This window comes from Paraburkholderia sp. BL9I2N2 (genome assembly GCF_004339745.1).
In the GTDB taxonomy this organism is placed as follows: Bacteria; Pseudomonadota; Gammaproteobacteria; order Burkholderiales; family Burkholderiaceae; genus Paraburkholderia.
This window is the reverse complement of record NZ_SMGP01000002.1, coordinates 596295-607647: the sequence shown is the minus strand read 5'-3', so window position 1 is coordinate 607647 and position 11353 is coordinate 596295. Positions and strand designations below refer to the sequence as shown.

Here is an 11353-nt window from a genome sequence, read left to right as displayed (position 1 = left end):
CAACCCAGCAACTCAGCGGCGGATCGGAAAGCGCTGTGCGTAAGCGGTGGGTGACGTGCCGTCGCTCCACGTTTCGCCATCGATCAATACCTTTGAAGCGCGTTCTTCCGGCACCGCCACGTTCACTGCGGTGGCCGCCTCGCGATACAACTGCGTCTGGTTGATCCGCGCGGCAATGTCCGCGTAATCCGCACGCGCTTCGATCATGCCCCAGCGTTCGAACTGCGTGAGAAACCACGCGCCTTCGAACGCTTGCGGATAATTGACCGCGCCGTTGTCGAAGAAGCGCATGGGCAGACCGCCAGGTGCGGAAGCGGCAATTTCGTCGTCCAGGCGCGCGGCGATCAATGTTTCATCGATGCAGACATACTCGGGCCGCGCAAGCCAATGCGCGATTTCCTCGCGATGTCCCGCGCCGTCGAGCCAGCGGCACGCTTCGAGCATGGTCTGCACGAGTGCGCGTGCTGCATTCGGATTCGCGCCGACAAAATCGCGCCGGCACGCCAGCACTTTGTCGGGATGATCCGGCCACACGTCGCTCGTATAAGCGATCGTTCTGCCGACACCTTGCGCTTCCGCCTGCGCGTTCCAGGGCTCGCCGACACACAGGCCGTCGAGTTTGTCTTCGGCGAGCGCCGCGACCATTTGCGGCGGGGGAATCGCCACGCTCTCGATCTCGCGCAGCGGATCCACGCCTTGCGACGCGAGCCAGTAGTACAGCCACATCGCATGCGTGCCGGTCGGGAAAGTTTGCGCGAAGACCGGCTTGCGGCCGAGCGTCGCGAGTGCCTTGGGTAGTGTGCCGTGTTCGGCGAGCGCATCGGCGAGCCGGTTCGACAGCGTGATGGCCTGGCCATTGCGGTTGAGCACCATCAGCACGGCCATATCCGTTTGCGGTCCGCCCAGGCCCAGTTGCACGCCGTAGACGAGTCCGTAGAGCGCGTGGGCCGCATCCAGATCGCCCGACAGCAGTTTGTCGCGCACGGCGGCCCATGACGGCTGACGCGACAGCTCCAGCGTCAGGCCGTGCGCATGGCCGAATTCGAGCAGCTTGGCGGCGACGAGCGGTGCGGCGTCCGAAAGCGCCACGAAGCCGAGCCGCAAATGGGTCTTCTCGAGTTGCCCCGATGTGGACGTTCTGGCGAGTGAAGTAGGAGAGTTCATGGACGGCGCTTCATTTGAGCGAGTCAGCCGCCGCGATGATGGCGCGCGCGACCTCGGCGAGTTTGACGCCCTGGTTCATCGCGCGTTTGCGCAGGTTGGCGTAGGCGGCGTGTTCGGTGATTTTCTGCTGATCCATCAGGATGCGCTTGGCGCGATCGATCAGCTTGCGCTCGGCGAGTTCGTTCTCGACTTGCGCGAGACGTTCGCGCAACTGCGATTCCTGCGCGAAACGCGCGAGCGCGACTTCGAGGATCGGCGCGAGGCGCTCGGTCGCGAGACCTTCGACGAGATAGGCCGTGACGCCCGCGCCGACGGCGTCGCGAATCAACTGCTGGTTGGCGTCGTGGCTGAACATCAGCACCGGACGCGGCGCGGTGGCGTTCATCACGGCGAGTTGTTCGAGCGTATCGCGCGACGGCGATTCCGTATCGATGATGATGACATCCGGCCGCTCGCACTGCACCACGCGATGCAGCGCTTGCGGCGTGGCGGTGCCTGCCAGCATCTCGTAGCCGAGGCGGGCAAGGGCGTCGCGAAGGTCGCCGATGGGCTTATCGGTGTCGGTTACGAGGAGAACGCGCAGCATGGAGTGGGGCTTTATCGACGGCTAGCCTCGTATTAAGCAACGGCTATGCCAGGCGATACGCCCGAAGGTGAAGCGAAAGCAATCACGGACTTGGCGGCTGCATGGGCCGCCGCGGCTGCACCTGCGCGGGGCACGCAAGGCCGATGCACCGAAGCGGCGCACGGCTGCGCCGCTTACTTCATCGACGCCATTCGCTATAACTGCGGGGCGAGAACAGAAAACTCACCGCGATCATTGCGACGACGCAGCCGGCCAGCATGATCCACGCGACACCGAAGCTTCCGCTCCAGCCGCGCACGAGGCCGGCCACGATCGGTGCGATAGCCGCCACGATGAAGCCGACGCCTTGGGTGAACGCGACGAGCTTGCCGGCTACGCGATGGTCGGCCGAATGATCCATGGCGGTCACGAGCGTCAACGAAAAAGTGCCGCCGAGTCCCGCGCCTGCCACGCCGACCCATAGCAAGGGCGCCGCGTCGGGCCAGACGATCAAGCCAAGCAATCCGAACAGTTGCGCCGCGAGGCCGAGCGTGAGCCACGGCCGCCGATCCCGGAACGACGCCGCGGCGAGCGGCAGCAATAGGGCGGCGGTGGCCTGGAACACCGTCATGCCCGCCAGCAGCGAACCGCTTGCCGCGACGCTCACGCCCCGCTGCTGATAAAACGCCGGCAACCATGCAACGAGACTCGTATAGCCGCCGTTGACGATGCCGAAGTAGAGCCCGAGCGTCCACGCGCGCCGCGTGCGCCAAAGCGAAAGGGTAACGCCGTTGACGGGAGCAACCTTCGCCGTGGCGCCGCTGGCAGAAGCCTGCCGGTTCAATGCCCACCAGCAGACCAGCGCGACGCAAGCCGGAATCGCCCACACCGCGAGCCCCGCATGCCACGACTGCGTCGCGCGGCTCACCCACGGACTCAAACTCGCGCCCAACCCGCCGCCGCCCATGATGGACGCTGAGAACACGCCCATCGCAAGCGGCACGCGCGCATGAAAGCGCTGCTTCATCACGGCGGGCAGCAGCGCCTGGATCGCCGCGACGCCCACGCCCGCGAGCAACGCGGTGGCGAGCAGTGCCGTGCCGCTCGACGCCGTCCACCGTGCCGCGCAGGCCAGCGCGATCGCTAGCAAGCCGAGCACGACACCGCGTGTTTCGCCGATCGTGCGGGTCAGCGCGCCCGCGCCGAATGCGCCGATGCCCATCGCGACGACCGGCAGGCTGGTCAGCAACGACGCGCCGTAGAAACTGAGGCCGGTTGCGTCGCGGATCGTCGTCATCAAAGGGCTGATCGACGTGAGCAGCGGGCGCAGATTGATGCCGATCGCGACGATCGCAGCCAGCCACACGACGTCCCGCCACTTCAGCGCCGTGGCGGCGTGGTGAGCGGGAGTACGGGGCGGGCTGGCGCTGGAAGGCGAATTCACAATGGTCCTGTGGCGAGGGATGAGCGGTGTGAAAAACCGTGCGAAGGCTCGGTTTTGGTCAACCATAATAACAAAAAATGGTTAACCATTTTTCGATTTGTTCCTGCTGCGCAAGACTGTTTGTCGGACGCGGGTGTTCGAAATCCGAATCAATGCGCCTACATTGGCCTCTATCGGAGCCGTCGGCCCGATCGACAGTGAAGCCGAACGACCCATGTTCGAAGACATGAGGAGGCGTGGCGCGCGCAGCGCCCGCATCCCGCCATAGGAGTACACATGAGCGAAGCAAATCAAGGCGCTGTGCGCGAGCTGAGTCATTTCATCGACGGCCGACGCGCCGCTGGCGCGAGCGGGCGGTTCAACGACGTATTCGATCCGGCGCAAGGCCGGGTGGCGGCCCGCGTGCCGGTCGCAAACGCAGCTGAAGTCGCCGCCGCCGTCGCCGCCGCGAAAGCCGCATTCCCGGCCTGGAGCGAAACGGCGCCGCTCAAGCGCGCCCGTTTGATGTTCAAGTTCAAGGAACTGCTCGAGGCGCATTCGGACGAACTCGCCGAACTCATTACGCGCGACCACGGCAAGCTGTTTTCGGACGCGAAGGGCGAGGTGGTGCGCGGTATCGAAATCGTCGAATTCGCGTGTGGCATTCCGAACCTGCTCAAGACCGATTTCACCGATCAGATCAGCGGCGGCATCGACAACTGGAATCTACGTCAGCCGCTCGGCGTGGCCGCGGGCGTCACGCCGTTCAATTTCCCGATGGTAGTGCCGTGCTGGATGTTCGTGATGGCAGCCGCGTGCGGCAACACGTTCGTGCTCAAGCCCTCGGAGCGCACGCCGTCGGCATCGATCCGGCTCGCCGAGCTGTTCATCGAGGCGGGCTTTCCCAAAGGCGTGTTCAATGTCGTGCATGGCGACAAGTCGGTCGTCGATGCGCTGATCGAGCACCCCGATGTGGCCGCGATATCGGTCGTCGGCTCGACTCCGGTCGCTGAATACATCTACAGCGAAAGTGCAAAGCGCGGCAAGCGCGTGCAGGCGTTGGGCAGTGCGAAAAACCATCTGGTCGTCATGCCCGACGCCGATCTCGATCAGGCGGTCGATGCGCTGATCGCGTCGTCGTATGGCTCGGCCGGCGAGCGCTGCATGGCGACCTCGGTCGCGGTGGCGGTGGGGCGTATCGGCGACGAGCTGATCGAGCGTCTCGCGCCGCGCGTGCGCTCGCTCAGGATCGGCGGCGGCATGGAGCCCGATCTGGACATGGGGCCGCTCATCAGCGCCGCGCATCGCGCCAAGGTGCTGGGCTATATCAATGCGGGCGTCGCGGCAGGTGCCAGGCTCGTCGTCGATGGCCGCGGCCATCGCGTGCCCGGCCACGAAGAGGGTTTCTTTCTCGGCGGTTCGCTCTTTGACGACGTGAGGCCTGAGATGAGCATCTATCGGGAAGAGATTTTCGGGCCGGTCCTGTCGGTTGTCCGCGTGCCGGATCTCGCGAGTGCGATAGCACTCGTCAATGCGCACGAACTGGGAAACTGCGTATCGCTCTTTACTTCCGATGGCGGCGCGGCGCGCGCATTCTCCCGGCAGATTCACATCGGCATGGTGGGCATCAACGTGCCGAGTCCGGTGCCGCCGGCGTGGCATTCGTTCGGGGGCTGGAAGCGATCGTTGTTCGGCGATCATCACGCGTACGGCGAGGAAGCCGTGCGCTTTTACACGCACTACAAGAGCGTCATGCAGCGCTGGCCCGACAGCATCGCCAAAGGTGCGGAATTCGCGATGCCCGTGGCCCAGTAAACCGAACCGGGCGCGCTTGTCATTGAAGCGGGTGGCAAGGACGGCTATCAGTGAATTCGCGGCTATCTCTACTGCATCGGTGTAATCACCGTAGAGATTCCGGGAGAAGGCAGGACACGAGAAATCGTCGCCGCGTGGCGAGCTGCGGCGCGTTAAACATTGAGAGGCGGTACAGGAGCCCCTGCTAAACTCGTCGTGATTTCCGACTTAAGTGTCTTTGAGTAAGCCAATCATGAAGAGTAGTTCAAAAGGCGGCCTTGTTTATTCCACCGATGGCGGACGGATGTGTCCCGAATGCAGCCAGGTGCTCGCGCAATGTGTCTGCAAGACGCTCGCCAAGGCACGAGCGGTAGGTGATGGTGTGGTGCGAGTGAGTCGCGAGACCAAGGGCCGGGGCGGGAAAAGCGTGACGCTCGTTAAAGGGCTGGCGCTCGATCCTCTTGCCTTGGCGTTGCTAGGCAAGCAGTTGCGCACGGCCTGCGGTTCTGGTGGAACGGTCAAGGATGGCGTGATCGAAGTGCAGGGTGACCATTGCGAGCGAGTTATCGAGGCGCTAAAAAAGTATGGCCACAGCGCGAAGAGGGCCGGGGGCTGAGGTCATCGCTTCCATGACGCGCTCGGTGATCCGGTCGAATGCTCGTCCCCACGGCCACAGCCTGGAACTCGACGCGGTTCGCGGACCTGGAAAGCGGCTTTCTCCAACGGTGACCATACGCCATGCCTCATGCTCCATCGGCCACCATGATCCCGCTTGCAAGACCCGTGCGAAACAGAGTCAACGCTCATCGCCAGATTGGCAAGGCCGTGGCGCGCCGCCGAAAATATGGCGTAAGCTGAGCGCTCGACCGGAGGGTGACGTCGGCGGCAAATTTGCGAACCGGGTTCGGTCGACTCGCGTTCGTCTCTTTCACAAGGAGGAAAGCGATGCGGACGATGAAGGCAGTGCAGGTGGCAAAGGCCGGCGGACCCCTGGAGGTCGTTGAACGGGACGTGCCGGAACCCGGTGCCGGACAGGTGCTCATCAAGATCCAGGCGTGCGGTATCTGCCACAGTGACGCGTTGACGAAAGAAGGGCAGTGGCCGGGCCTGGAATATCCGCGGGTGCCCGGGCACGAGATCGCAGGCGTCATCGACAAGGTCGGCGCGGGCGTTGAAGGATGGCAGGCGGGGCAGCGAGTCGGCGTCGGCTGGCACGGCGGACATTGCGGACGGTGCGAGCATTGCCGTCGAGGCGATTTTGTTCTGTGTCAGCGCGCACTCGTACCCGGCATCAGCTACGACGGCGGCTATGCCGAGTTCATGGTGGCCCCGGTCGAAGCACTGGCGCGCATTCCGGATGATCTTTCCGATGTCGATGCCGCCCCTCTTCTGTGCGCGGGCATCACGACATTCAACGCGCTGCGCAACAGCGGCGCGCGTGCCGGGGACGTGGTCGCCGTTCTGGGCATTGGCGGACTTGGCCATCTCGGCGTGCAGTTCGCGCGAAAGATGGGATTTGTCACGGTAGCCATCGCGCGTGGGCAGGACAAGGCCAGTCTGGCGAAAGAGCTTGGCGCCCATCACTACATCGACAGCACGGCGGTGAACGTCGCAGAGGCGTTGCAGGCTTTGGGCGGCGCTCGCGTGATTCTTGCCACGGTCACCAGCGGTAAAGCGATGAGCGCCGTAGTGGGCGGTCTCGGATTGAACGGCAAGCTGATCATGGTCGGACTCTCCGAAGAGCCCGTCGAGGTGCCGATCGCGCAGTTCATCATGGGGCGAAATTCGGTGCAAGGCTGGCCGTCGGGCACGTCGGCGGATTCTCAGGACACGCTCGCCTTCAGCGCGCTATCGGGCATCAAACCGATGATCGAAGAATTCCCGCTAACGAAAGCTGCCGAGGCCTACGACCGGATGATGAGCGGCGCCGCACGGTTCAGGGTTGTGCTCAACACGGGACAATAGAAGCGCGCGACTTTCGGCCGTGTTTGAGGCGTCTTCACATCGGCACGGTCGACGCCCCTACGATCCCACGTCGTGTAGAACGTCTGCCGCAAAGCCGGAAGCCTGCATCTCTTCAACTTAAACCACGAAGTGCCGCCGCAGCAGCATCGCCGCGGCTCTTCGGCGTTCACGTTGAAAACTCGCGATGTCCATCGACCGTCTTCGCGCGGAGAAGATTCAACGCAAGCACGACACGGGCATCTGCTCGCCCGAACCGTGGATGATGGCGCAGGCTGCCCGCCGCCGCTAGAATGCCAGCCGATATCTCTCCATTCCCGATTACATAATTCATGGCTCCACGTCCCCGGCGTCCGTCGTCTGCCGACACGGAAACGCCCATTCGAGTTGCACGCGACGACGATTCGATCAGCGTCGAAGAGCGTATTTACGCGTCCATTACCGCCGCGTTGTTGCAGGGGCGCCTGCGGCCGGGCGCGCAACTCGTCGAACGCGATCTTGCTGCCGCGTTCGGCTGCACGCGCGGCGCGCTGCGCAAGGTGCTGGCGCGGCTGGGCTTCGAGGGCAAGCTCGTGCTGGAGGCGAATCGCGGTGCGTTCGTGCCGTCGCCGTCGGAAGAGGACATTCGCCAGGTGTATCGCGCGCGGCAGATCGTCGAGGCGGGCATCGTCGCGGCTTTGTGCGGGGCGTTGAGCGCGCAGCACAAGCGGCGCTTGCGCGCGCATGTGCGCAGCGAAGAGAAGGCGTTGAGCGCGGGCGCCGTCGAAGAGTCCGTGCGTCTTGCCGGCCAGTTCCACGTGCTGCTGACGGAGTTGGCGGGCGGCACGGAGTTGTTCGGGCTGGTCGGGCAACTGGTCGCCAAGACGGAACTGTACAAAGCGCTGTTCGACCCGTCGAAGGGTTCGACCTGCTCCGCGGACGAACACACGCAAATCATCGACGCCCTCGATGCGGGCGATCTCGACGTGGCACTGTCGGCTATGCGCGAGCACCTGGCGGAATTGGAGGAGCGGGTAGTCGAGCAGGTGCGCAAAAGCGCCGTTGGCGAGGATCTCGGGACGGTGTTCGGGCTTTAAGCGCGTGTATGCAGGAAGCGAGGAAGGCGTTCGAAACGCACGCTGGCAACAGAAAGGGCCAGGCGCTAAACCGAATCGGGCAAAACCAGGCTGCAACGAAGCGATGCCGCAGCGCGCCGCTCAGGCTCGAGTCAACGAGTCAAGCCGGAGAAGGCGCGCGAATGGCTTCGCGTACAACTTAATCGCAATGGATCACGCCAGGACCGTGCGCGGCGCGGTCAGCGTGCCGCCAGCCTTAACGGCGACGGAATTGCGTGTTGCGAGCACCGCCGCCACCGGTGGCGCGCTCGTCTTTGTGACGGAAATTGATCCGGCCTTTGGTCAGATCGTAGACCGACAGTTCCAGCGTCACGCGGTCGCCCGCGAGAATACGGATGTGGTTCTTGCGCATGCGTCCGGACGCGTAAGCGCCAACCACGACGCCGTTGTCGAGCGTCACGCGGTAACGGCTGTCCGGAAGTACTTCGTCGACGATACCGTCAAGTTCAAGCAGTTCTTCTTTCGCCATGCATAACTCCTGGTCGATGGGATAAGGGGTGTTGGTCGCCCACGCCGGGCAGCACAACATCAGATGGGGGCAAAAGCGGGCTTTTCGAGCCCGCCGTCCTGCGGCATCAGCCTATGCGCTGATAGTACCGCTCAAAGATCGGCGACGGACTGGCCGTCTACACGGCCGTCGATCAATTGCTCGGCGTGGGCCATGCACGCAATGCGCGCCTTGCCCGTGCCGTCGAACGGAAACAGGTACTGCAGACGGAACACACGCCCGTCGGCGGCCGGATTGGCGCCCACGCGGCAGATGCGCACCGACGCGTCGTAGCCGGCGTCCGGATTGCGGCTCGTCTGACCGTCCGCCGGGCGGCGCGGATAGACGAGCGGGTGAATTTCATAACCCTTGTACGTCTTGACAACTGAATTCATGAAGCACGTGTCCTGTAATACGTGGCCGGCGTGTCACGCGTGTTACGCGCGGCACGACAGGCCGGGCAGCGCAGCACCTTGGGGCGCGCCGCCATGGAAAAAGGTTGGCACAGGCCCGATCGCAAGGGCTTGAGCGCGGCCGCGCAAAATCGCGGATTCGATGGAGAAGAAACACGCTGATGTCGCGCGGACATCGGGCGCGTAAAGCTGAACACTCAGCTGCACAACTCGCGACGGCGAATGCATGCGACGCATTGCCGGGGTGACGGGATCGCCGACAGGCGGTCGAACAGTCGGGGGTGGTGCGCAGACGCCGGTTTTAGACTGCCCGGTGTTGCCTGATCAAGCCGGTTGTTGCCTGGTAATGCGAATGCGGCGAATGCGGGATACAGCTATTCCAATATGATGCACTAAATAGGGCTAATTGGATAGCAAAAAGTTCCACGCAGGGACAAACCGCCCGGCCGGCGGGGCTTTGCGAGCGACGCGATCGTCGCGAACGGCGTGCCGGGGCATGAGCGGCACGCCGGGTGAGGGGTTGCGCCGTGACGGCGTGGGCGCTGGACGATCAACAGACTCGCGTTTCAGCGGGAAGTTTCGCTCACGCGCTTTTGCAACTCGCGCGACGCCGCCAGCGGAATGCGGGCGTCGTCCCAGCCGGCCAGCCATTCGACTTCCTTCGACGTGAAGATCTGTCCGTGATTGCGCAGCGTGTATTGCAGCGAATCGATGATGTGATTGCGGATGATTTCCGGCGTGCCTTCGTCATCGAGCACGGCGCGAAACGCTTCAAGCGTGGCCATCTGTTGCTCCGTCAAATAGATGGGTCTTTTATCGCACGAAAAAAAATGGCTCGCCAAGCGGACAAAAATCGCCGCGTGACGAAGGGCGTCAGCGTTTGCTTTTTTTGACGGCGTGGCTGGCGCCACGGTCGCCGTGGCCGGGCCGGGTGGCTACAATGGCGAGTTGCCGCATCCTTCGAACACTGCGACCCCATGCGCAACCCAAACGTGTCTCCTGTGAAAGACCTGCTGCTCGAGCGCTACGCTCCCATCGCCGACGGCATCGCGGCGCTTTTCTATCCGTGCGCCGAAGTGGTGATTCACGACCTGCGCGATCAGACCATCGCGTACCTCGTGAACAACCTGTCGAAGCTCGAAGTCGGCGGACCGTCGGTGCTGGACGAAGTCCATTACGCGGCGCGCGGCCAGACCATCGGACCGTACGAGAAGCTCAACTGGGACGGCCGGCGCATGCGTTGCGTGAGCAACATCCTGTTCGACGACGACGGCAAGCCGGCCGGCATGCTGTGCATCAACTTCAATATCGCGGTGTTCGAAGATGTGCGCTCCACGCTCGATCTGTTCATCAAGGGCGGCAATTTGACGGACGCGCCCGCGGAGGAACTGTTCCGCGACGACTGGCAGGACCGCATCAACACATACCTGCATACGTGGCTGCGCGAACGCCAGATCGGCATCAATGCGCTCACGCGCGAACACAAGCGGGAAATCGTCGAGGCGCTGCACGCACAAGGCGCGTTTCGCGGCCGCAGTTCCGCGAACTACGTGGCCGCCGTGCTGACGATGGGACGCGCCACCGTCTACAAGATTCTGAAGCAGATGAAAGAGGGCGGCTGACGGTTCAACCGTCGCTGAATCGCCGGGATTGGTCAATTCAGGGAGGATAAGCATGGTGCGTTACCGGCACTACAAAGGCGGGATTTACGAACTGGTTTGCGAGGCCACGCTCGAGCCGGATCCGACGGTCACGATGATCGTCTACAAAGCCAGCGATGGTACGATCTGGACGCGTCCAGCCTCGGTATTTTTCGAACTGGTCGAAGTCGACGGCGCCAAGGTGCCGCGCTTCGCACCGATCAACTAGCCATTATCAACAAAGGGAAATCTGCATGCGGCTATTGCTTGCCATCATTCTGCCGTGGTTCCAGTTCTTCACGATCGGCCGCCCGTTCGCGGGCATCATCTGCCTGATCCTGCAGATCACGCTGATCGGCTGGATTCCGGCCGCGATCTGGTCGGTGTACGCGCTGAGCCAGTACAACACCGACAAGAAAATCGCCCGGGCGATGGGTAACGGGCGTTAAGGCCGGCGATGCGCGCCGCGCTTCACTTGAGCGGCGGCAATTCGACCGCATCCGGCGCTTCGATCACCACATCGGATTCCGCAATCGCTACGCACGGCAGAATATAGCCTTCCTGTTTTTCTTCCCGGCTGAGCCCGGGCCATTCGATCGTGTAGCGCACGCGTCCCGCAGTCATTTTGCACAGACACGTGCGGCACGTCCCATTTCGGCACGAGCGCGGCAAGCGCAGATTCGCAAAGCCGGCGGCTTCGAGAATCGTGAGCGAATCGGGCGCTTCGAAGGTGTGGCCGAGCGGCTCGACGCGAACGAGAGGCGGGCGGGTAGAGTCGGACATCGTGTGA

General features: G+C 63.4%; 14 protein-coding genes. 7 read left to right on the top strand and 7 right to left on the bottom strand.

The genetic code is table 11. The features are described from left to right. Positions 1-12: 12 nt before the first annotated feature. The 3 genes from B0G74_RS24640 to B0G74_RS24630 all read right to left on the bottom strand — a co-directional run bounded on the left by B0G74_RS24640 (position 13) and on the right by B0G74_RS24630 (position 3173). Positions 13-1164 carry a CmpA/NrtA family ABC transporter substrate-binding protein gene (locus B0G74_RS24640; RefSeq protein WP_132377467.1) on the bottom strand — a complete coding sequence of 384 codons (1152 nt, stop codon included), beginning with the start codon at positions 1162-1164 and terminating at the stop codon, positions 13-15. 10 nt (positions 1165-1174) lie between these two features. After that, entirely contained in the window at positions 1175-1750 is a 576-nt protein-coding gene (locus tag B0G74_RS24635; protein WP_132377466.1) for an ANTAR domain-containing protein, read from the bottom strand. 178 nt (positions 1751-1928) lie between these two features. Beyond that, a complete protein-coding gene (locus B0G74_RS24630) occupies positions 1929-3173 on the bottom strand; it encodes a cyanate transporter (RefSeq protein ID WP_243658298.1) in 1245 nt (414 codons plus the stop codon). Between the two features lie 276 nt (positions 3174-3449). Here B0G74_RS24630 and B0G74_RS24625 point away from each other — a divergent pair, with 276 nt between their 5' ends. The 4 genes from B0G74_RS24625 to B0G74_RS24610 all read left to right on the top strand — a co-directional run bounded on the left by B0G74_RS24625 (position 3450) and on the right by B0G74_RS24610 (position 7984). Further along, on the top strand, positions 3450-4967 hold the full coding sequence (locus B0G74_RS24625) for a CoA-acylating methylmalonate-semialdehyde dehydrogenase (RefSeq protein WP_132377464.1): 1518 nt from the start codon (positions 3450-3452) through the stop codon (positions 4965-4967). 232 nt (positions 4968-5199) lie between these two features. After that, positions 5200-5562, top strand: a complete 363-nt coding sequence (locus tag B0G74_RS24620; RefSeq protein WP_132377463.1) for a translation initiation factor Sui1 — start codon at positions 5200-5202, stop codon at positions 5560-5562. Positions 5563-5891: 329 nt separating this feature from the next. Continuing rightward, positions 5892-6911, top strand: a complete 1020-nt coding sequence (locus B0G74_RS24615; RefSeq protein WP_132377462.1) for an alcohol dehydrogenase — start codon at positions 5892-5894, stop codon at positions 6909-6911. 329 nt (positions 6912-7240) lie between these two features. Beyond that, entirely contained in the window at positions 7241-7984 is a 744-nt protein-coding gene (locus B0G74_RS24610; RefSeq protein WP_243658297.1) for a GntR family transcriptional regulator, read from the top strand. 235 nt (positions 7985-8219) lie between these two features. Here B0G74_RS24610 and infA read toward each other — a convergent pair whose 3' ends face one another. The 3 genes from infA to B0G74_RS24595 all read right to left on the bottom strand — a co-directional run bounded on the left by infA (position 8220) and on the right by B0G74_RS24595 (position 9708). Beyond that, a complete protein-coding gene (gene infA / locus B0G74_RS24605) occupies positions 8220-8492 on the bottom strand; it encodes a translation initiation factor IF-1 (RefSeq protein ID WP_012427521.1) in 273 nt (90 codons plus the stop codon). Between the two features lie 131 nt (positions 8493-8623). Next, positions 8624-8905 (bottom strand): hypothetical protein, encoded by a 282-nt coding sequence (locus B0G74_RS24600; RefSeq protein WP_035557986.1) that lies wholly within the window; start codon positions 8903-8905, stop codon positions 8624-8626. Between the two features lie 584 nt (positions 8906-9489). After that, positions 9490-9708, bottom strand: coding sequence for a hypothetical protein (locus tag B0G74_RS24595; RefSeq protein WP_132377461.1), 219 nt, complete (start codon positions 9706-9708; stop codon positions 9490-9492). Between the two features lie 192 nt (positions 9709-9900). Between B0G74_RS24595 and B0G74_RS24590 the strand changes: the two genes are divergently transcribed. From B0G74_RS24590 to B0G74_RS24580, 3 genes are read left to right on the top strand one after another with little or no spacing between them, the layout of a single operon-like run. After that, entirely contained in the window at positions 9901-10545 is a 645-nt protein-coding gene (locus B0G74_RS24590) for a PAS domain-containing protein (protein WP_095421107.1), read from the top strand. Positions 10546-10597: 52 nt separating this feature from the next. After that, a complete protein-coding gene (locus B0G74_RS24585) occupies positions 10598-10792 on the top strand; it encodes a DUF1653 domain-containing protein (RefSeq protein ID WP_132377460.1) in 195 nt (64 codons plus the stop codon). A 25-nt stretch (positions 10793-10817) separates the two neighbouring features. Beyond that, entirely contained in the window at positions 10818-11012 is a 195-nt protein-coding gene (locus tag B0G74_RS24580; RefSeq protein ID WP_028194701.1) for a YqaE/Pmp3 family membrane protein, read from the top strand. 22 nt (positions 11013-11034) lie between these two features. On the opposite strand, the gene B0G74_RS24575 is transcribed toward B0G74_RS24580, so the two are convergent. Further along, positions 11035-11346, bottom strand: coding sequence for a 2Fe-2S iron-sulfur cluster-binding protein (locus tag B0G74_RS24575; protein ID WP_132377459.1), 312 nt, complete (start codon positions 11344-11346; stop codon positions 11035-11037). Positions 11347-11353: the final 7 nt, after the last annotated feature.